Source organism: Micromonospora kangleipakensis (assembly GCF_004217615.1).
GTDB classification, from domain to species: domain Bacteria; phylum Actinomycetota; class Actinomycetes; order Mycobacteriales; family Micromonosporaceae; genus Micromonospora; species Micromonospora kangleipakensis.
Window position 1 is genome coordinate 7,205,597 of the sequence record NZ_SHLD01000001.1, and the last position, 19,880, is coordinate 7,225,476.

Below are 19,880 nucleotides of genomic sequence, written 5' to 3' on the forward strand. Positions count from 1 at the left end.
ACCGGTCAGGGCAGCCGGGCCAGCACCGGGCGCAGGGCGGTGGCCACGTCGGGCGCGGTCACCGGGCCGCCCCGGGCCGCCTCCCGGCCGGCCAGCCCGTGCAGGTACGCCGCCGCGGCGGCCGCCCGGTCCGCCGGCACCCCGGCGGCGAGCAGCGAGCCGAGCAGCCCGGCGAGCACGTCCCCGGTGCCCCCGGTGGCCAGCGCCGGGGTGCCGGTCGGGTTGACATACGCCCGGCCGTCCGGCATGCCGATGATCGTGCGCTCCCCCTTGAGCAGCACCACCGCGTTCATCCAGGCGGCCAGCCGCAGCGCCGCCCCCACCCGGTCCGCGCCCGGGGTCTCGCCGCAGAGCCGGGCGTACTCCCGGTCGTGCGGGGTCACCACGATCGGGGCGTCCCGGTCGCGCAGCCGGTCCGCCAGCTTGCCGTCCACCAGCAGGGTGAGCGCGTCGGCGTCGAGCACCACCGGCACCGGCGCGGCGAGCACCGCGCGCAGCTCGGCCGCGGACTCCTCGCCGATGCCCAGCCCGGAGCCGCAGACCCAGGCCTGCACCCGGCCGGCGTCCGCGACCCGGCCGGTGGCGATCACCGACGGGTGCTGGTGCAGCACCTCCGCGCGCGCCCCACCGGCGTAGCGGACCATGCCGGTCGGCCCGGCCAGCGCGCCACCGACCGAGAGCACGGCCGCCCCCGGGTACGTCGCCGAGCCGGTCGCCACCCCGACCACGCCCCGGGTGTACTTCTCCGACGCCGGGCCGAGCCGCGGCCACCAGTCGACCAGGTCCGACCACTCGGTCACCCGCAGCGCCGGCGAGCCGCGCAGCCACGGCGCCAGCCCGATGTCGACCAGGTCCACGTGCCCGGCCAGGTCGGCGGCCGGGCCGACCACCAGCGCCGGCTTCAGCGCGCCGAAGGCCACCGTCACGTCGGCGCGCACCGCGCTCGGCCGGCCGGACGCGGTCAGCGGCACGTGCCCGGTGTCCACGGCGACCCCGCTCGGCACGTCCACCGCCACCACCGTGGCCCGGTCACCGTCGCGCCCGCAGTGCCGGATCAGGCTCGCCGCCAGCTGGTCGGCGGTCTCCCGCAGCCCGCCGCTGCCGCCGATCCCGACGATGCCGTCCAGCACCAGGTCGACCACGGCCGGCGGCCGGTCGACGAGCCGCCCGCCGGCGGCCCGGAGCGCCGCCAGCCCCTCGGCGTGCGCCCGGCCGGGGGTGAGCAGCAGGACGGAGACGGCCGCCCCGCGCCGGGCCAGCCGCTCGCCCGCCCAGAGGGTGTCGCCGCCGTTGTCACCGGAGCCGACCAGCAGCAGCACCCGGGCGCCGTAGACCCCGCCCCGGTCCTCGAGGAGCAGCGCGCAGCGGCGGGCCAGCCCGGCGGCGGCCCGCTGCATCAGCGTCCCCGGCGGGAGCGTCGCCATCAGCCCCGCCTCCGCCGCGCGTACGTCCGCGACCCGCCACACCGGTTTCATGCCACCCCGTCCCATCCCCGGGCGGGCCGGCCGGCCCGCCGGTCAGCTCACCGCTCCGCCACCACCATGGCCGACGCGATCCCGCCGTCGTGCGACAACGACAGATGCCAGCGGTTGATCCCGCGTTCGGCCGCGGCGTCGGCGACCGTGCCGGAGACGGTCAGCCAGGGCCGGCCGTCCGGGTCCGGCACGATCTCGCAGTCGTGCCAGCTCAACCCGCCGGGGGCGCCGAGCGCCTTGGCCACCGCCTCCTTGGCCGCGAAGCGGGCCGCCATCGACTCCGGTGAACGCGGGTTGCCGGAGCGGGTGTACCGCTCGGCCTCGGTGAAGAGCCGGTCGGCGAGCAGCGGCGTCCGGGCCAGGGCCCGGGCGAACCGGTCCACCAGCACGACGTCGATGCCGACCGCCACGATCACGGCACTCACCCTACCGGCGGGCGGGGTCGCAGATTAGCCACCGGGTCCGCGGTGGGCAACGCCTGTGGACAACCCGGGGGTACGACCACCGCCCGTCATCCACAGGGCCGGCGCCCGGGTGCGGACGCCTCCTACCGTCGTCCCCGTTGTCCGCCCGGCCCCGGCTCGTCGCCGGGGTGGGCGTCGCTCCGCCGCCCGACGTCCCCCCGTCGGCGGCGGCCGAGCCGGGGAGTCCGCCGATGACCGAGGTGCCGTTGACCGTCGAGCCCGAGCTGCTGCGCGAGGTCGCCCGGGCGCTGGGCGACGACGCTCACGCGCTGGCGCACGGACCGGCCGGGGCGCCGGGGCTGGTGCCGCCGGCCGAGGGCTGGTCGACCGGGGTGGCGCTGGCCGAGCTGGAGTCGGCGGTGCACCGCTGGTGCGGGGCGCTGGCGGCCCGGGTGGCGGGCACCGCCGACGCGGTCCGCGTGGCGGTGGAGGGCTACGAGGCGGTCGACGACCGGGCCGCCCGGCGCCTGGCCGGGGAGCCCCGGTGAACCGCCGCCCCGGCTCCCCGGCGGCCCGGCACCTCGCGTCCCCGGTGCCCGCGGCCGGCGCGCCGTCGGTGGAAACGCCACGCGCGTCGTCCATGGGCCCGGTCGCCGCGCCGGCGGCGGTCGGGTACGCCCAGCTCTGGTCCGCCGACCCGGCTGCCTGGGCCGGCGCCGGGGCGGCCTGGCGCGGACTGACCGATCCGGTGGGCCGGCGGGCCGACGCCCTGGACGCCCGGGTGGCCGCCCTGCGTCCGGCGTGGTCCGGCGCGGCCGGCGACGCGGCCCGGGCGCGGCTCACCACGCTGCGCACCGAGCTGACCGACGTGCTGCCCGCGCTGATCGAGGTCGACCAGGTGCTCGCCGAGTTCGCCGGGCGGTTGCGCGGGGCGAAGGCCCGGCTCGCCGCCGCCGTCACCCTCGCCGAGCAGGGCCGGCTGATGGTCGACCGGTCGGGCCGGGTCCGGGCGGATCCGGCCGTGCCGCGCCCCGCCGAGCGGGTCGGCCCCGGGGTGGCCCAGGTGGCGGCGGCGGTGCGCGCGGCGGTGGAGCTGGCCGGGGCGGCGGACCGGGAGGCGACCGCCCGGTTGGCCGAGCTGTCGGCGGCGGCCACCGCGGGCCGGGTGAGCGTCCCGCCCGGCCGGCGACCACCGGCCGGCGCCGGTCCGGCCGAGGTGGGCCGCTGGTGGGCGGGCCTGACGCCGGCCGAGCGCCGGTGGCTGGTGGCGCGCGAGCCGACCCTGGTGGGTCGCCTGGACGGGGTACCGGTGACCGCCCGGGACCAGGCCAACCGGCTGCTGCTGGCCGCGCGGCGAGCGGCGCTGCTGGCCCGCGAGCGCGAGCTGCTGAGTCGGCCGCCCCGCGGTCCGCTGGAGGTGGCCGGGCTGGCTCGGGTCGCGGCGGCGCTGCGCGGCCTGGACGCGCTCGCCGAGCGGTTGGCCGCGCCGGGGCCACCCCGGGCGTACCTGCTCGGGCTCGACCCGGCCGGCGACGGGCGGACGATCGTGGCGCTGGGCAACCCGGACCGGGCCGGCGCGGTGCTGACGTACGTGCCGGGGATGACCGCGGACCTGGCCGACGCCCCGGGCGAGCTGGGCCGGGCGGCCCGGGTGCTGGACCGCTGCGCGGCGCTCGCCCCGGCCGAGGAGACGGCGGCGGTGCTCTGGCTGGACTACGACGCCCCGGACTTTCTCCACGAGGCGGCGCGGGGCGGGCAGGCCCGGGACGCGGGGCCGGCGCTGCACCGGTTCCAGGAGGGGCTGCGCGCCTCCCACGAGGGGCCGCCGGCGCGGCACACCGTGCTCGGGCACAGCTACGGGTCGGTGGTGGTGGGCGCGGCCGCCCGCGACCAGGGGTTGAGCGCCGACGCGCTGGTCTTCGTGGGCTCGCCCGGGGTGGGCGTGGCGCACGCCGCGGAGCTGCGGATGCCGGCCGGTCAGGTGTGGGCGAGCACCGCGCCGGACGACGTGATCCGGCTGGCCCGGCCGCCGGACGAACTGGTCCGCCGGGCGGCGCTCGGCGGGACGCCGCTCGGCCCGGCGGTGGCGCTGCTCCACCCGGTCGAGCACGAGCTGTGGTTCGGGCACGACCCGAGCGACCCGGGCTTCGGCGGCCGGCGCTTCCCCAGCGGCCGGTACGGCCACACCGGCTACTGGGACCCCGGCAATCCCGCCCTGGACGGGATGGCCCGGATCGTGCTCGGCCGGTGAGCGCGGGCCCCACCAATGCGCGGGGCCCCTCCACCGCGCGGTGGAGGGGCCCCGGAGCGAAATCGCAGCCGGTTACTCGACGGTGACCGACTTGGCCAGGTTGCGCGGCTGGTCGACGTCGTGCCCGCGGGCGGCGGCGATCTCGGCGGCGAGCACCTGGAGCGGCACCGTGGTGACCAGCGGGGCCAGCAGGGTCGGCGTACGCGGCACGTAGATCAGGTGGTCGGCGTAGCGGACGACGGCCTCGTCGCCCTCCTCCGCGATCACGATGGTCCGGGCGCCACGGGCGCGGACCTCCTGGATGTTGGAGACGACCTTGTCGTGCAGCATGCCCCGGCCGACCGGCGAGGGGACCACGCAGATCACCGGGGTGCCCTTGTCGATCAGCGCGATCGGGCCGTGCTTCAGCTCGCCGGCGGCGAAGCCCTCGGCGTGCATGTACGCCAGCTCCTTGAGCTTGAGCGCGCCCTCCAGGGCCACCGGGTAGCCCACGTGCCGGCCGATGAAGAGCACCGTCGGCTCGGACTTCAGCTCGCGGGCCAGCTCGCGGACCGGCTCGATCCGGTCGAGCAGCTCGCGCAGCTTGCCCGGCATCTCCTGGAGCTGGGCGACCACCGCGCCCACCTCGTCGGCGAACTTGATCCCGCGTACCTGGGCCAGGTGCAGGCCGATCAGGTAGCAGGCGACGAGCTGGGTGAGGAACGCCTTGGTGGAGGCGACGGCGATCTCCGGGCCGCCGTGGGTGTAGAGCACGGCGTCCGACTCGCGGGGGATCGTGGAGCCGTTGGTGTTGCAGATGGCCAGCACCCGGGCCTTCTGCTCCTTGGCGTGGCGCAGCGCCATCAGGGTGTCCATGGTCTCGCCGGACTGCGAGATCACCACGATCAGGGTGGACCGGTCCAGGACCGGGTCGCGGTAGCGGAACTCGCTGGCCAGCTCGACCTCGCAGGGGATGCGGGTCCAGTGCTCGATGGCGTACTTGGCGACCAGCCCGGCGTGGTACGCGGTGCCGCAGGCGACAATGAAGATCTTGTCGACGTCGCGCAGGTCCTGCTCGCTGAGGCGGACCTCGTCGAGGGCGATCTCACCGGTGTCGGTGAGCCGGCCGAGCAGCGTGTCGGCGATCGCCTGCGGCTGCTCCTCGATCTCCTTGAGCATGAACCAGTCGTAACCGCCCTTCTCGGCGGCCGAGGCGTCCCAGTCGATGTGGAAGTCCTTGCCGGTGGCGGGCTGACCGGCGAAGTCGGTGATCTCGATGCTGTCCGTGGTGATCAGGACGATCTGGTCCTGGCCCAGCTCGACCGCGTCGCGGGTGTGCTCGATGAACGCGGCCACGTCGCTGGCCAGGAAGTTCTCGCCGTCGCCGCGGCCGACCACCAGCGGCGAGTTGCGCCGGGCGCCGACCACCGCGCCGGGGATGCCGGCGTCAACGGCGAGCAGGGTGAACGCGCCCTCCAGCCGCTGGCAGACCACCCGCATGGCGGAGGCGAGCAGCTGCGGGCTGTCCACCTCGCCGGCCGAGCGCAGGTCGGCCAGCGCGGCGGAGAGCAGGTGCGCGGCGCACTCGGTGTCGGTGTCGCTGGCGAACTCGACGCCGTCGGCCTCCAGCTCGGCGCGGAGCTTGGCGAAGTTCTCGATGATGCCGTTGTGGATCACCGCGACCCGGCCGTCGGGGGCGACGTGCGGGTGGGCGTTGCGGTCGGTGGGGCCGCCGTGGGTGGCCCAGCGGGTGTGCCCGATGCCGGTGGTGCCGTCGCCGATGCCGATCGGGCTGGCGGCGCAGGACTCCGGGTCGACGGCGGCCCGCTCGGCGAGCACCTTCTCCAGGTTGGCCAGCTTGCCGGCCTTCTTCTCGGTCAGCAGCTCGTCGTCGCACACGATGGCGACGCCGGCCGAGTCGTAGCCGCGGTACTCAAGCCGCCGCAGTCCGTCGAGCACGATGCCGAGCGCCGGGCGCGAACCGGCGTAACCCACGATTCCACACATGGCCCCGAGCCTAACGCAGTTTCGCTCATCGTGCGTGCGCGGAAGTCCGGTAAATGATCAGTGAATTTGAGCGATCAGGTGAACACCGGCGAAGGATCGGACATATCACCCGGCACGGGTGGGCACCGCTGGTTCCGCCCGTCCAGCGGCCGGAAACACAACCGCGCGCCAGCCCGGGTGGCCGGGGCGGTGCGGCTCACCGGCGGACGACGCGGGCGGCGTACATTCGGGCTCGCCCAGCGGGGCGACGAACACCCCCCGGGGCACCTCCTCCCCCGGCCGCGGAGGCCTCCGCGGCCCGACCCCTGCGAGCGGAGCTGATGTCCCAGGCGACGCCACCCCCCGACCCGCAGCCGGCGACCGGCGCGGTCCCGACCGGCCCGACGGCCGCGCCCCACCGGTGGGTGCCGCCGGACAAGCCGTCGTCCGGACCGGAGCCCGACCCCTGGCTGCCGCCCTCGACCGGGGCGGCCCCGGCAGCGCCCGGGTCTCCCGCGCCCGTCGCCGAGCCCGCCGTCGAACGTCCACGCGGCCGGGACGGCAGGACGACCACCGTCGTCCTCTCGGTCTTCGCCGTCGTGGTGCTGGCGGTCTGCGGTCTCCTCGGCGTCGCCGGGCTCCTCGTCAACCTGCCGGCCGACCCGTTCGGCGCGCCGAAGGTCGCCGGGCCGCGGCAGGACACGCCGACCACCCCGGACGAGGACGAGGACCAGGGTGCGGAGGCTGCCGCGGGCGGGCAGCCGGCACCGGACCCGACGCCCACCAGGAAGCCCGCCGCCACCCCGTCCGGCGGACCGGGCCGGTTCGCCGTCGCGTACGAGGTGACCGGCCAGGGGCCGGCCAACATCCAGTACTACGACGCGGACGGCTATCTCGTCGAGCTCGACGAGGTGCGGCTGCCGTGGCACACGAAGATCAGCACCGACGATCCGAGCCGAGCGTCCGTGATGGCGAACAAGGGCGACGACAAGGGCGGGCGCACCATCGCCTGCGCGATGACGGTGAACGGTGGCGTGCCCGTCACCGAGTCCGTCGACGACCGCGGCTGGCGGGTCAGCTGCGGCGGCTGACGGCGGGCTCGAGGTGTCAGCCCCGGGCCGTAGGCTGGCCCGCGTGACGACGACCGATCCCCTGGTGGCCCGGATGCGGCCGTTCGGCACCACCATCTTCGCCGAGATGTCCGCGCTCGCCGTGCGTACCGGCGCGGTCAACCTCGGCCAGGGTTTCCCCGACACCGACGGCCCGCCGGAGATGCTGGCCGCGGCCGCCGAGGCGCTGCACTCCGGCCACAACCAGTACCCGCCGGGCCCGGGCATCCCGGCGCTGCGCGCGGCCGTCGCCGCCCACCAGCGCCGGTTCTGGGGGCTGGAGTACGACCCGGACGGCGAGATCGTGGTGACCGCGGGCGCCACCGAGGCGATCGCCGCCAGCGTCCTCGCCCTCTGCGAGCCGGGCGACGAGGTGGTCTGCTTCGAGCCGTACTACGACTCGTACGCCGCCTCGATCGCGCTGGCCGGCGCGGTCCGCCGCCGGGTCACGCTGCGTCCCGGCGCCGACGGCCGGTACGCCTTCGACCCGGCGGAGCTGCGCGCGGCGTTCGGCCCGCGGACCCGGCTGGTGCTGCTCAACTCCCCGCACAACCCCACCGGCAAGGTGTTCACCCCGGACGAGCTGGCGCTGGTCGCCGAGCTCTGCCGGGAGCACGACGCGTACGCGGTCACCGACGAGGTTTACGAGCACCTGGTCTTCCCCGACGCCGCCGCGCCGCACGTGCCGCTGGCCACGCTGCCCGGGATGCGGGAGCGGACGCTGCGGATCTCCTCGGCCGGCAAGACGTTCTCCTGCACCGGCTGGAAGGTCGGCTGGGTGAGTGGGCCGGCGCCGCTGGTCTCCGCGGTGCTGCGGGTCAAGCAGTTCCTCACCTTCGTCAACGCCGGCCCGCTGCAACCGGCGGTCGCCGTGGCGCTGGCCCTGCCGGACACGTACTTCGCGGAGTTCGCCGACGGCATGCGGCGGCGGCGGGACCAGCTCGTCGACGGGCTCACCGACGCCGGATTCGAGGTGTACGCCCCGGAGGGGACGTACTTCGTCACCGCCGACGTCACCGCGCTCGGCGGCCGGGACGGGGTGGAGTTCTGCCGCTCGCTGCCCGAGCGGTGCGGCGTGGTGGCGGTGCCGACGCAGGTCTTCTACGACGACGCCGAGGCGGGCCGACGGCTGGTCCGCTTCGCCTTCTGCAAGCGGCCCGAGGTGCTGACCGAGGCGGTGGCCCGGCTGGGCCGACTGAAGGAGGATCGATGACCGACGCGTACGCCGATCGGGTCCGCCGGGTGGCGGCGCTGCGCGGCTGCGACACCGTGCTCTCCGGGATCCGGCCGACGTCGGTGGCCGAGCAGCTCGACGCGATCCGGGCGACCGCGACCGACGAGCTGCTGCCCGACTTCTACGGCGAGGGCGGGGCGGTCGAGGCGGTCGAGCGCCGGGTCGCCGAGCTGCTGGGCACGGAGGCGGTGGCCTTCTTCCCCACCGGCACGATGGCCCAGCAGGTCGCCATGCGGTACGGCGCCGAGCTGACCGGCCGGGACGCCGTCGGCCTGCACCCGCTGAGCCACCCGCTGATGCACGAGCGGGACGCGTACGCCGTGCTCGGTGGCCTGCGCGCGGTCCGGACCACGGGCGCGCCGCGCAATCCGACCGCGGAGGAGATCGCCGGGCTGGACGAGCCGGTCGGCACCCTGCTGCTGGAGCTGCCGCTGCGGGACGCGGGTTTCGTCCTGCCCACCTGGGACGAGCTGGTCGCGGTGGTCGGGGCGGCCCGGGACCGTGGCTTCCTGGTGCACCTGGACGGCGCCCGGCTCTGGGAGTCCACCGTCCACCTGGGGCGCTCGGCGGCCGAGGTCGCCGGGCTGGCGGACAGCACCTACGTCTCGTTCTACAAGTCCCTCGGCGGCCACTCGGGTGCCGCCCTCGCCGGCACGGCCGAGTTGGTCCGCTACGCCCGGGCCTGGCGGCACCGCTACGGCGGCAACCTGTTCCAGCAGTGGCCGGCGGCGCTGGCCGCCGTGGCCGGCCTGGACCGCGAGCTGCCCCGGCTGCCCGCCTACGTCGCCCACGCGAAGCGCGTCGCGGAGGCGTTGGCCGGGCTGCCGGGCGCCCGGGTCCACCCGACGCCGCCGCACACCCACCAGTTCCGGCTCTGGCTGCCGCACCCGGCGGACGCCCTGAACGACGCCAACCTCGCCCTCGCCGAGGAGGAGAAGGCCTGGTTCGTGGGCGGCTGGCGGGATACCGAGGTGCCCGGCGTGGCGCTGGCCGAGGTGACGGTGGCCGGCCCGGCCCTGGAGCTCTCCCCCGACCAGGTCACCGACCTGGCCGACCGCTTCCTCCGCCGAGTCCCGCCCGCCTGACGGCCCCGCGGTCGACCACAACCCGCCGCCACCGGGACTCGCGTCCGCTGCTGGGACCTGGTGGAGTGACGCTACGAGGCTGATGACGTCGGTGAATCACCTTCGACGACACGCTTCGGTCCGCGCCGACGTCGCGCGGGTGATCCGTTCACGTCATCAGGTTCGTAGCGCGCCAGCAATGAGGCGCTGCGGCTGCGCGCGGACCGGGACGACACCAGGACGGAGCCGGGCGCGGCGGGTCTCCCCGCCGCGCCCGGTCAGCCGGTGAAGCGGTCAGGCGGTGGGGCTGGCGGTGCGGACGTGGGCGGCGATCCGCTCGGCGACCTCGCGGGCCGTCGCCTCGGTGGCCGCCTCGACCATGACCCGGACCAGCGGCTCGGTGCCGGACGGGCGCAGCAGCACCCGGCCGGTCTCGCCCAGCTCGGCCTCGGCCCGCTCCACCTCGGCGCGGACGGCCGGCGCGGCGGCGCCCACGGTCCGGTCGCCGACCGGCACGTTGATCAGCACCTGAGGCAGCTTGGTGACGACCGAGCCCAGCTCGGCGAGGGACTTGCCGGTGGCGGCCATCCGGGACATCAGGTGCAGCCCGGTCAGCACCCCGTCGCCGGTGGTGGCGTACGCCGGCATGACGATGTGGCCGCTCTGCTCGCCGCCGAGGGCGAGGCCGGAGGCGCGCAGCTCCTCCAGGACGTACCGGTCGCCGACCTTGGTCTCGACCAGGCGGATGCCCTGCGCGGACATCGCCAGCCGCAGGCCGAGGTTGCTCATCACCGTCGCGACCAGGGTGTCCTGGGTCAGCTCGCCGGCCTCCCGCATGGCCAGCGCCAGGATGGCCATCAGCTGGTCGCCGTCGACCTCGTCGCCGTCGGCGGTCACCGCGACGCACCGGTCGGCGTCGCCGTCGTGGGCGATGCCGAGGTGCGCGCCGTGCTCGACCACGGCGGCGCGCAGCGCGTCGATGTGGTTGGAGCCGCAGTCGTCGTTGATGTTGAGCCCGTCCGGCTGGGCGTAAATCGCGATGACCTCGGCACCCGCCTCCCGGTACGCCACCGGGGCGACCTCGGCGGCGGCGCCGTTCGCGCAGTCCACGACGACCTTGATCCCGTCCAGCCGGTGCGGCACCGTGCCGACGAGGTGCTGGACGTAGTGGTCGGCGCCGTCCAGCAGGTCGTGCACCCGCCCGACGCCGGCCCCGATCGGGCGGTCCCAGGCGGTGGTGGCGTTCGCCTCGACAGCCGCCTCGATCCGCATCTCGATCTCGTCCGGCAGCTTGTGCCCACCGGCGGCGAAGAGCTTGATCCCGTTGTCCGGCATCGGGTTGTGCGAGGCGGAGAGCATCACGCCCAGGTCGGCCTTGGCCTCCGCGGTGAGGAACGCCACCGCGGGGGTGGGCAGCACGCCGACCCGCACCACGTTGGCGCCCGCGCTGGTCAGGCCGGCCACCACGGCCGCCTCCAGCATCTCGCCGCTGGCCCGGGTGTCCCGCCCGACGACGGCGAGCGGCGGATGACTCTTGTCCGTCTCGGCCAGCGTGTGGGCGGCGGCCACCGCCACCGCGAGCGCCAATTCCGGGGTGAGATCCGCGTTCGCCCGCCCGCGTACCCCGTCCGTGCCGAACAACCGGCCCATACCCGCCAACCTCCGATGAAACGGTCCCAGGGAAAGGCGGACGGCCGGGCCACCTCCCGTTCGAGGGAGGCGGACCCGGCCGTCCGTCAGAAGTACAACGCGCTGCTGAAGATCAGCGCTTCGAGTACTGAGGAGCCTTACGAGCCTTCTTGAGGCCGTACTTCTTGCTCTCCTTGACCCGGGCGTCACGGGTCAGGAAGCCGGCCTTCTTCAGGGCCGGACGGTCGTCGGGCTCGTTCACGATCAGCGCCCGGGCGATGGCCAGCCGCAGCGCACCGGCCTGGCCGGTGGTGCCGCCGCCACGCAGGTTGGCGATGACGTCGAACGCCTCGGGCTTCTCGGCGGTCACCAGCGGGTCCTTGATGAGCTGCTGGTGCACCTTGCTCGGGAAGTAGGCCTCGAGGTCCCGGCCGTTGCAGGTGATCTTGCCGGTGCCGGGGACGATGCGAACCCGGACGATGGCCTCCTTGCGCCGACCCACGGTCTGGATCGGGCGGTCACCGCGAGGCGCGCGGGCGACGGGCGCCGGCGCCTCGGCGGCCTCGGGGGCAACCTCGGTCTCGGTGATGTCGGTCATGCTGCTTCCTTCGCCCGCGCTCACTGCGCGATCTGCTTGATCTCGAACGGCACCGGCTGCTGCGCGCCGTGCGGGTGCTCCGCACCGGCGTAGACCTTCAGCTTCTTGATCAGCTGACGGCCGAGCTTGTTGTGCGGGAGCATGCCCTTCACGGCAAGCTCGACGGCCCGGTCGGGACGCTTGGTCAGCAGCTCGTCGTAGCCGACCTGCTTCAGACCACCCGGGTAACCCGAGTGGCGGTAGGCAATCTTGGTCTGACGCTTGTTGCCGGTCAGCGCAACCTTGCCCGCGTTCACGATGACGACGAAGTCGCCCGTGTCGACGTGCGGCGCGAAAGTCGGCTTGTGCTTGCCGCGCAGCAGCGTGGCGGCGTGGGTGGCCAGGCGGCCCAGCACGACATCAGAGGCGTCGATAACGTGCCACTGACGCTCGATCTCACCCGGCTTCGGGCTGTACGTACGCACAGGTCTACCTTGTCTCGTCGTCGGTCTGGGGTCGCGCGCCGAGGTGACCAGGCGCGCACGAACGACCAAGCGTACCTGATGCGGCACGCCTCTGGATGTCGTACAACAGCAGGCAACGATACCCGCCGCCCGGTCGGCAGGTCAAAACGGGGGGTCACCCCAGCGCGGCTCGCGACATGGCGATGGTACAGGTCACACGCCGGCCAGCCGGCGCGACCCCGGCCGCAGGTAGACCGCCCAGGTCACCACGAAGCAGAGCGCGTACCAGCCGATGAAGGCCAGGTAGGCGGCGTCCGCGTTCCCGGAGGTCAGGAAAGACTGCCGGAAGGCGACGTTGACCAGCACCCCGCCGGAGGCGCCGACCGCGCCGGCGATGCCGATCAGCGCCCCGGAGAGCCGCCGGCCGCGACGCTCGGCCGCCACCGGGTCGGCCCCGCGGTCGACCTCGGCCGCCGCCCGGGCCCGGAAGATCGCCGGGATCATCTTGTACGTCGAGCCGTTGCCGATCCCGGAGAAGACGAAGAGGGACAGGAACCCGGCCAGGTAGAGCGGCAGCGACCGGTCCCGGGCCGCGTACAGCACCAGCCCGGCGCCGGCCGCCATGGCGACGAAGTTCCAGAAGGTCACCCGGGCCCCGCCGAGCCGGTCGGCGAGCTGCCCGCCGAGGGGCCGGATCAGCGAGCCGACCAGGGGCCCGAGGAAGGTCAGCCAGGCCGCGTCGACCGGGGTGGGGAAGCGGTCGTGGAACTGGAGCTGGAGCACCTGCCCGAAGGCGAAGCCGAACCCGATGAACGAGCCGAAGGTGCCGATGTAGAGCAGGGACATCACCCAGGTGTGCGGGTCCCGGGCGGCCTCGCGCAGCGCGCCGGGCTCGTTGCGCGCCCCGGGGAGGTTGTCCAGCCAGCGCGCCGCGGCCAGCGCGGCCAGCACGATCAGCGGCAGGTAGACCGCGGGCACCAGCCGGGGGTACGCGGCCCCGGCGGTGGCCAGCACGGCCAGCCCGACCAGCTGCACCGCCGGCACGCCGAGGTTGCCGCCACCGGCGTTGAGCCCGAGCGCCCGCCCCTTGAGCCGGTCCGGGTAGAAGAGGTTGATGTTCGCCATCGAGGAGGCGAAGTTGCCCCCGCCGACCCCGGTCAGGCAGGCCAGCACCATCAGCGTGGTGTACGACACCCCGGGTTCGAGCAGCACCGCCATCGGTATCGCCGGCACCAGCAGCAGCAGCGCGCTGACGATGGTCCAGTTCCGGCCGCCGAAGCGGGCCACCGCCAGGGTGTACGGCAGCCGCAGCACCGCGCCCAGCGCGGCCGGTACGGCGGTGAGCAGGAACTTCCCGGCCGGGTCGATGCCGTAGGCCGGGCCGAGGAAGAGCACGGTCACGGACCAGAGGCTCCACACCGAGAAGCCGACGTGCTCGGCGAAGATCGAGACGTACAGGTTGCGCCTGGCGATCGGGGCGCCGGTCGTACGCCAGAATTCCGGGTCCTCCGGGCGCCAGTCGGTGATCGGCTGCCGGCGCCCGGCGGCGGCCGGTTCCAGGGTGGCGGTGGGGGCCAGTGTGCTCACGGCGACTCCTCCTCGTCGATGCGACTAGGAGGACGCTAGGAACGGGCGGTTTCCCCCCCGTGCCCGTCGGGGGTCGTTCCGGAAACGGGGATCGCACGTCCGCCCCGGACCGGTGGTGAGGCGGTCAGATCTCCTGGAGGATGCGCAGCGCCCGGCCGACCCGCTGCATGGTCTCCGTGTCGGCCACGTCCACGCACTCGGTGAACCACTTCTTCATCGGTGCGGAGAGCCGGTCCGGCATCACCACCCAGCGGCCCATCGCGACCGCGAGGGGCGAGTCGCGCAACAGCGACTCGTCGACCACCTCGGCCACGATCACGATGGGCACGTCGGTGGAGTTGTAGACGTCGGAGCTGATCACCAGGCCGAGCCGTTCCCGGGCGCCCTCGATGCGCCAGACCTCGCCCCTACGCAGCACGCGGGCGTCCGCCGAAGAGCACGTCGTCGACCATGGCGACCTCGTGGGCGTCGGCGAGGGCGGCGGACTCCAGATCCAGGCCGGCGCGACCGACGGCGGCGGCGTGCGCGGTGAAGACCTCGCGCAGCGCCTTCTCCCGGGCGGCCTGGTCCATCCAGGCGGAGAGCGACAGCCCCTCCCGCTTGGCGAACCGGCGCGCCTCCTCGATCGTCTCGTCCGAGAACGAGAGGGTCACCTTGGCAGTCATGCCGGAGAGATTACCGCTGGGTATGACCGCTGGTCATCCCGGTCGTCGCCCACTCGGCCCGGGGAGCCAGAACGCCCACCGCCGACATTCCCGGCGAACCGCCACCCGCACGTGGCAGCCCCCACCGGCCCCGGGGCCCGGTCACCAGGTCTGCTCGGCGGCCCGGACGAGCATCTCGTTGACCGCCACCCGACGGTCCCGGGTGACGATGTAGGTCACCGCGTCCGCGATGTCCTCCGGCCGCAGCAGCTCCATCCCCTCGACCTGCCGGACGATCGCCTCCCGCACCCCGTCCCGCACGTGCGAGGAGAGCTCCGTGTCGACGGTGCCCGGCTCGACCACGCTCACCCGGAGCCGCTTCGGCCCCACCTCCTGCCGGAGCGCCTCGGAGAACGCGTTGAGGCCGAACTTGGTGAGGTTGTAGACGGCCGTGCCGGGTCGGGCCACCCGGCCGGCGGTGGAGCTGATGTTGACCAGGTCCGCCACCCGGCGCGGGGAATCCTCGACGGCGCGCAGCAGGTGCGGCAGCGCGGCCCGGGTCACGTACAGCATGCCCTGGACGTTGACCGCGAGCATCTGCTCCCACTCCTCCGTGGGGGCGTCGGCCACCGGCCCGACGAGCATGATCCCGGCGTTGTTGACCACGGTGTCCAGCCGCCCGAGCTCGGCCACCACCTGCTCGACGGCGGCGGCCGCCGCCGGCTGGTCGGTGATGTCGGCCTCCACCACCAGGACCGTCCCGCCCGTCGCGCGGATCGAGCCCGCCAGGTCCTCGAGCCGCTCGCGGCGCCGGGCCAGCACCGCCACCGCCGCGCCCTCGGCGGCGAGGCTGCCCGCCGTCGCCGCGCCGATGCCGCTGCTGGCGCCGGTCACCAGCGCCACCGTCCCGGCCAGCCGTCCGCTCATGCCCGTCCTCCTCGTTCCGTGCCCGCCCGCCAGGTGCGCCCACCTCAGGATTGGCGCCCGTCCGGCGCCGGCCACCCCACACGAATAACCGGAGCAGCCTCCGCTTATCAGCGTAACCGGAGGTTGCTCCGGATAGCAACGGCGCGGTCAGGCCGCCCGGCCGCCGAAGACCGCGAAGCGCCACTCCTTGAAGAAGCAGTCCACGTCGACCAGCCCCGCCTCGGCGAGCCAGCCGCACTGGTCGGCCACCCCCGCCGGCCGGTCGTGCCGCATCCGCTCCCGGGCGGCGGCGATCTCCCCGGCGTCCGAGCCCAGCTCGGTGATCCGCGCGGTCCAGACCTCGTCATACCGGCGGTCCAGGGCGGGCGTCGGGCCGGCCACCTGCTCGGCGTTGACGAACACCCCGCCGGGGACGAGCGCCGCCGCGGCCCGGCGGTAGAGGGCCCGCTTGCCGGCGTCGGTCAGGTGGTGGACGGCGAGCGCGGAGACCACCGCGTCGTACCGGCCGGGCGGCAGCGGGTCGGCCAGGTCCGCCCGGATCACCCGGTGCGGCACGCCCCGGGCGCGGAGCTGGTCGGTGGCGACGGCGAGCATCGCGGGCGCGGCGTCGACCAGGGTCAGCCGGACCCCGGGCACGGCGGCGGAGAGGAGCAGGGAGAGCAGGCCGGTGCCCGCGCCCAGGTCCAGCACCTCCGGGGTACGCCCCGCCGCCAGCGCCGCCCGCAGCGGCGGGGCGGCGACCTCGACGGCGGTGCCGTAGAAGGCGTCGAAGCAGGGCACCAGCCGTCGCCGGGCCTCGTCGTACGTCCCAGCCACGGCGTCGAACGCGTCCGCCACGGTCATCCCGGCCTCCCAAATAATAGGAATCGTGTCTCATATTCTAAGCCGGATGGTCCGGCCCGGTGACCCCGTGCGGTGTGAGGCGCTCTTGACAGGACCGAAACAGAAGGGACCCGGACCGGAAACCGCCCGGCGGCACGCTTTGCCGACATGACAGACGGTGCACGGGTGGCGACGCGACCGGGGCTGGGATCCCGGGAGGCGGCGACCCACTGCCCGTACTGCGCCCTCCAGTGCGGGATGACCCTGCGCGAGACCGACGGGCGGGTCGAGGTGCTCCCCCGGGAGTTCCCCACCAACCGCGGCGGGCTCTGCCAGAAGGGCTGGACCGCCGCCGAACTGCTGGACCACCCCGAGCGGCTGACCACGCCCCTGCTGCGCGACCCGGTCACCGGCGAGCAGCGCCCGGCGAGCTGGGACGAGGCGCTGGACCGGATCGCCGCCAGCATCCGTGCCGTTCAGACCGGACACGGCCGGGACGCCGTGGCGGTCTTCGGCGGCGGCGGGCTCACGAACGAGAAGGCGTACGCGCTCGGCAAGTTCGCCCGGGTGGCGCTGCGGACCCGGCACATCGACTACAACGGACGCTGGTGCATGTCCTCGGCGGCGGCCGCCGGCATCCGGGCCTTCGGCGTCGACCGGGGGCTGCCCTTCCCGCTGGCCGACCTCGGCCGGGCGGAGACCCTGCTGCTGGTCGGCGCCAACCCGGCGGAGACCATGCCGCCGCTGCTGCGCCACCTCGCCGACCAGCGGGAACGCGGCGGACGGCTGATCGTGATCGACCCCCGGGTCACGGCGACCGCCCGCCAGGCCGACCTGCACCTGCAACCGCTCCCCGGCACCGACCTCGCGGTGGCCAACGCGCTGCTGCACATCGCGCTCACCGAGGGCTGGCTCGACCGGGACTATGTCGCCGCCCGGACCGAGGGCTTCGACGCGGTCCGCCGCACGGTGGCCGGCTACTGGCCGGCCGAGGTGGAACGGCTCTCCGGGGTGCCGGTGGCCGACCTGGAGGCGACCGCCCGGGCGCTCGCCTCCGCCGGCAGAGCGATCATCCTCACCGCCCGCGGCGCGGAGCAGCACGCCAAGGGCGTCGACACGGTCACCGCCTTCGTCAACCTGGCGCTCGCCCTCGGCCTGCCCGGCCGTCCCGGATCCGGGTACGGCTGCCTCACCGGGCAGGGCAACGGCCAGGGCGGCCGGGAGCACGGGCAGAAGGCCGACCAGCTCCCCGGCTACCGGAAGATCGACGACCCGGCGGCACGGGAGCACGTGGCGCGGGTCTGGGGCGTACCGGCCGACGACCTGCCCGGGCCGGGGGTGCCGGCGTACCAGCTGCTGGACTCGCTCGGCACGCCGGACGGCCCGCGGGCGCTGCTGGTGTTCGGCTCCAACCCGGTGGTCTCGGCGCCCCGGGCGGCCCGGATCGAGTCCCGGCTGCGCGACCTGGACCTGCTGGTCGTCGCCGACTTCCTGCGCTCGGAGACGGCCGCGCTGGCCGACGTGGTGCTGCCGGTCGCCCAGTGGGCCGAGGAGGACGGCACGATGACCAACCTGGAGGGTCGGGTGCTGCGCCGGCGGGCGCTGCGCGAGCCGCCACCCGGCGTCCGCACCGACCTGGCGGTCCTCGCCGACCTCGCCGCCCGGCTCGACACGCCGGTGGGCTTCCCGACCGACCCGCGGGCGGTCTTCACCGAGCTGCGGCGGGCCTCGGCCGGCGGGCCGGCGGACTACGCCGGCGTGACCTGGGACCGGATCGACGCCGCCACGGGCGTCTTCTGGCCCTGCCCCGACCCGGACGGCCCGGACACCCCCCGGCTCTTCGCCGACCGGTTCCCCACCCCGAGCGGGCGGGCCCGGTTCCACCCGGTGACCCACCGGCCGGCCGCCGAGGAGGTCTGCGCCGAGTACCCGCTGCACTTCACCACCGGGCGGGTGCTGGCCCAGTACCAGTCCGGCACCCAGACCCGGCGGGTCACCGCGCTGCGCCGGGCCGCGCCCGGCGCCTTCGTCGAGCTGCACCCGGACCTGGCCGCCCGGCTCGGCGTCGCCGAGGGCGAGGAGGTGCGGGTCGTCTCCCGCCGGGGCGAGCTGCGGGCGCCCGCCCGGGTCAGCCCCACGATCCGGCCGGACACCGTCTTCGCGCCGTTCCACTGGGCCGGCGCCGGCCGCGCCAACTCGGTCACCAACGACGCGGTCGACCCGGTCTCCGGGATGCCCGAATTCAAGATCTGCGCGGTACGGGTGGAGAGGGTCGAGCCGTGAGCGAACGGGTGATCATCGTCGGGTACGGGATGGCCGGGTCCCGGCTCGCCGCCGAGCTGCACGCCCGGGGCGGGGACCACAAGGTCACCGTGCTCGGGGCGGAGCCGCACCGGGCGTACAACCGGATCATGCTCTCCACCCTGCTCGCCGGGAAGATCGCCGAGCCGGACGTGGAGCTGGCCGAGGTCGCCGGGCAGGGCGTGGACGTGCGGACCGGGGTGGCGGTCACCGCGATCGACCGGGCCGCCGGCGAGGTGCACACCGACGACGGCGACCAGCACGGCTACGACCACCTGGTCCTCGCCACCGGCAGCCGGGCCCTGGTGCCGCCGCTGCCCGGCCTCGACCCGCTGCCCGAGCGGGTGGTGCCGTTCCGCACGCTGGACGACTGCCGGCGGATCCTCGCCGCCGCCGAGGGCGCCCGGAGCGCCCTGGTGCTCGGCGGCGGCCTGCTCGGGCTGGAGGCGGCCCGCGGCCTCGCCGCCCGGGGGCTGGACGTGACGGTGGTGCACCCCATGGGCCACCTGATGGAGCGGCAGCTCGACCCGACCGCCGGCGCGGTGCTCGTCGGCACCCTCGCCGAGCTCGGCGTGCGTACCGTGCTGGCGGTTTCGGCGACCGGGGTGACCGCGGCCGCCGACGGGGTCCGCCTCGACCTCTCCGACGGCCGGTCCCTCACCGCCGACCTGCTGGTGATCTCCTGCGGGGTACGCCCCGACACCGCCCTCGCCGCCGCGGCCGGACTGACCGTCGAGCGCGGCGTGGTGGTGGACGACCGGATGCGAACCAGCGACCGGCGGATCTCGGCGATCGGCGACTGCGCCCAGCACGACGGCGCGCTGACCGGCCTGGTCGCCCCGGCCTGGGCCCAGGCCCGGGTGGTGGCGCAGGTGCTGGCCGGCGACGAGCCGCTGGCCCGCTACCGGCCCCGGCCGGTGGTGACCCGGCTCAAGGCGGCCGGCATCGACCTGGCCGCGATGGGGGACGCCATCGACGGCCCGAGGGCCGGCGAGCCGGTGGAGGAGCTGACCTTCGCCGACCCGGCCCGGGGGACGTACGCCCGGCTGCGGATCCGCGACGAGCGGCTGACCGGGGCGATCCTGCTCGGCGACAACCCGGCGATCGGCACCGTGGTGCAGCTCTTCGACCGGGGCGCGCCGGTGCCGGCGGACCGGCGGTCGTTGCTGCTCGGCCGGGCCTTCGGCGCGGTCCCGGCCGCGCCCGCCGCGTCCCCGGCGCTGATGCCGGACGCGGCCACGGTCTGCCAGTGCAACGACGTCAGCAAGGGGGCGCTGGTGGCCTGCTGGCGCTCCGGCGCCCGGACGGTCGACGCGCTCTCCGGGGCGACCCGGGCCGGCACCGGCTGCGGCGGCTGCCGGGACGCCCTCGCCGGCATCGTCGACTGGCTCGGCGAGGCCGAACCGGTGGCGACGCGATGACCGGGC

18 protein-coding genes are annotated in these 19,880 nt (G+C 75.3%); 7 read left to right on the plus strand and 11 right to left on the minus strand.

Translation table 11 applies throughout. The annotated features are described in order from the left end of the window. Positions 1-5: 5 nt before the first annotated feature. Together EV384_RS34280 and EV384_RS34285 are read right to left on the minus strand one after the other, a co-directional pair. Positions 6-1,475 carry an NAD(P)H-hydrate dehydratase gene (locus EV384_RS34280; protein WP_130340026.1) on the minus strand — a complete coding sequence of 490 codons (1,470 nt, stop codon included), beginning with the start codon at positions 1,473-1,475 and terminating at the stop codon, positions 6-8. 47 nt (positions 1,476-1,522) lie between these two features. Further along, positions 1,523-1,891, minus strand: a complete 369-nt coding sequence (locus tag EV384_RS34285; RefSeq protein ID WP_130340028.1) for a holo-ACP synthase — start codon at positions 1,889-1,891, stop codon at positions 1,523-1,525. Between the two features lie 146 nt (positions 1,892-2,037). Between EV384_RS34285 and EV384_RS34290 the strand changes: the two genes are divergently transcribed. Both EV384_RS34290 and EV384_RS36975 read left to right on the plus strand, forming a co-directional pair. Continuing rightward, positions 2,038-2,427 (plus strand): type VII secretion target, encoded by a 390-nt coding sequence (locus EV384_RS34290; protein ID WP_242624411.1) that lies wholly within the window; start codon positions 2,038-2,040, stop codon positions 2,425-2,427. Beyond that, positions 2,424-4,130, plus strand: a complete 1,707-nt coding sequence (locus tag EV384_RS36975) for an alpha/beta hydrolase (protein ID WP_278045664.1) — start codon at positions 2,424-2,426, stop codon at positions 4,128-4,130. The genes EV384_RS34290 and EV384_RS36975 overlap by 4 nt, the downstream gene beginning before the upstream one ends. 72 nt (positions 4,131-4,202) lie before the next feature. On the opposite strand, the gene glmS is transcribed toward EV384_RS36975, so the two are convergent. After that, the gene (glmS, locus tag EV384_RS34300; protein WP_130340030.1) at positions 4,203-6,116 is read right to left on the minus strand and encodes a glutamine--fructose-6-phosphate transaminase (isomerizing); all 1,914 of its coding nucleotides are present in this window, start codon (positions 6,114-6,116) and stop codon (positions 4,203-4,205) included. A 320-nt stretch (positions 6,117-6,436) separates the two neighbouring features. Between glmS and EV384_RS34305 the strand changes: the two genes are divergently transcribed. Genes EV384_RS34305 through EV384_RS34315 form a run of 3 tightly spaced genes read left to right on the plus strand, consistent with a single transcriptional unit; the run spans position 6,437 to position 9,523 of the window. Then, positions 6,437-7,186: an MmpS family transport accessory protein gene (locus EV384_RS34305; protein ID WP_165440136.1), complete on the plus strand. Its 750-nt coding sequence runs from the start codon at positions 6,437-6,439 to the stop codon at positions 7,184-7,186. Between the two features lie 43 nt (positions 7,187-7,229). Further along, positions 7,230-8,417 carry a pyridoxal phosphate-dependent aminotransferase gene (locus tag EV384_RS34310; RefSeq protein ID WP_130340034.1) on the plus strand — a complete coding sequence of 396 codons (1,188 nt, stop codon included), beginning with the start codon at positions 7,230-7,232 and terminating at the stop codon, positions 8,415-8,417. Beyond that, a complete protein-coding gene (locus EV384_RS34315; protein WP_130340036.1) occupies positions 8,414-9,523 on the plus strand; it encodes a threonine aldolase family protein in 1,110 nt (369 codons plus the stop codon). Before EV384_RS34310 ends, EV384_RS34315 begins: the two co-directional genes overlap by 4 nt. Positions 9,524-9,796: 273 nt before the next feature. On the opposite strand, the gene glmM is transcribed toward EV384_RS34315, so the two are convergent. The 8 genes from glmM to EV384_RS34355 form a co-directional block, all read right to left on the minus strand. Next, entirely contained in the window at positions 9,797-11,152 is a 1,356-nt protein-coding gene (gene glmM / locus EV384_RS34320) for a phosphoglucosamine mutase (protein ID WP_130340038.1), read from the minus strand. Positions 11,153-11,264: 112 nt separating this feature from the next. Next, positions 11,265-11,729, minus strand: a complete 465-nt coding sequence (rpsI, locus tag EV384_RS34325) for a 30S ribosomal protein S9 (RefSeq protein ID WP_130340040.1) — start codon at positions 11,727-11,729, stop codon at positions 11,265-11,267. 20 nt (positions 11,730-11,749) lie between these two features. Beyond that, entirely contained in the window at positions 11,750-12,193 is a 444-nt protein-coding gene (gene rplM, locus EV384_RS34330; RefSeq protein WP_130340042.1) for a 50S ribosomal protein L13, read from the minus strand. Between the two features lie 192 nt (positions 12,194-12,385). Then, positions 12,386-13,759 (minus strand): MFS transporter, encoded by a 1,374-nt coding sequence (locus EV384_RS34335; protein WP_242624412.1) that lies wholly within the window; start codon positions 13,757-13,759, stop codon positions 12,386-12,388. Positions 13,760-13,883: 124 nt separating this feature from the next. Next, the gene (locus EV384_RS34340) at positions 13,884-14,177 is read right to left on the minus strand and encodes a hypothetical protein (protein ID WP_130340044.1); all 294 of its coding nucleotides are present in this window, start codon (positions 14,175-14,177) and stop codon (positions 13,884-13,886) included. Next, a complete protein-coding gene (locus EV384_RS34345) occupies positions 14,167-14,424 on the minus strand; it encodes a DUF6364 family protein (protein WP_130340046.1) in 258 nt (85 codons plus the stop codon). Before EV384_RS34345 ends, EV384_RS34340 begins: the two co-directional genes overlap by 11 nt. Before the next feature lie 141 nt (positions 14,425-14,565). Further along, entirely contained in the window at positions 14,566-15,330 is a 765-nt protein-coding gene (locus tag EV384_RS34350; RefSeq protein ID WP_130340048.1) for an SDR family NAD(P)-dependent oxidoreductase, read from the minus strand. 147 nt (positions 15,331-15,477) lie between these two features. Further along, a complete protein-coding gene (locus tag EV384_RS34355) occupies positions 15,478-16,173 on the minus strand; it encodes a class I SAM-dependent methyltransferase (protein ID WP_130340050.1) in 696 nt (231 codons plus the stop codon). A 147-nt stretch (positions 16,174-16,320) separates the two neighbouring features. Here EV384_RS34355 and EV384_RS34360 point away from each other — a divergent pair, with 147 nt between their 5' ends. Both EV384_RS34360 and EV384_RS34365 read left to right on the plus strand, forming a co-directional pair. Next, complete coding sequence (locus EV384_RS34360; protein WP_130340052.1) at positions 16,321-18,435, plus strand: molybdopterin oxidoreductase family protein; 2,115 nt, start codon at positions 16,321-16,323, stop codon at positions 18,433-18,435. Then, positions 18,432-19,874 carry an FAD-dependent oxidoreductase gene (locus EV384_RS34365; RefSeq protein ID WP_130340054.1) on the plus strand — a complete coding sequence of 481 codons (1,443 nt, stop codon included), beginning with the start codon at positions 18,432-18,434 and terminating at the stop codon, positions 19,872-19,874. The genes EV384_RS34360 and EV384_RS34365 overlap by 4 nt, the downstream gene beginning before the upstream one ends. The last annotated feature ends 6 nt before the right edge of the window (positions 19,875-19,880 follow it).

Excerpts from the sequence above, each read along its gene's own strand:
- EV384_RS34355 (WP_130340050.1), bottom strand. The coding sequence starts at position 16,173 with ATGACCGTGGCGGACGCGTTCGACGCCGTGGCTGGGACGTACGACGAG.
- glmM (WP_130340038.1), bottom strand. The coding sequence starts at position 11,152 with ATGGGCCGGTTGTTCGGCACGGACGGGGTACGCGGGCGGGCGAACGCG.
- EV384_RS34360 (WP_130340052.1), top strand. The coding sequence starts at position 16,321 with ATGACAGACGGTGCACGGGTGGCGACGCGACCGGGGCTGGGATCCCGG.
- EV384_RS34280 (WP_130340026.1), bottom strand. The coding sequence starts at position 1,475 with ATGAAACCGGTGTGGCGGGTCGCGGACGTACGCGCGGCGGAGGCGGGG.
- EV384_RS34315 (WP_130340036.1), top strand. The coding sequence starts at position 8,414 with ATGACCGACGCGTACGCCGATCGGGTCCGCCGGGTGGCGGCGCTGCGC.
- rpsI (WP_130340040.1), bottom strand. The coding sequence starts at position 11,729 with ATGACCGACATCACCGAGACCGAGGTTGCCCCCGAGGCCGCCGAGGCG.
- EV384_RS34345 (WP_130340046.1), bottom strand. The coding sequence starts at position 14,424 with ATGACTGCCAAGGTGACCCTCTCGTTCTCGGACGAGACGATCGAGGAG.
- EV384_RS34305 (WP_165440136.1), top strand. The coding sequence starts at position 6,437 with ATGTCCCAGGCGACGCCACCCCCCGACCCGCAGCCGGCGACCGGCGCG.
- glmS (WP_130340030.1), bottom strand. The coding sequence starts at position 6,116 with ATGTGTGGAATCGTGGGTTACGCCGGTTCGCGCCCGGCGCTCGGCATC.
- EV384_RS34350 (WP_130340048.1), bottom strand. The coding sequence starts at position 15,330 with ATGAGCGGACGGCTGGCCGGGACGGTGGCGCTGGTGACCGGCGCCAGC.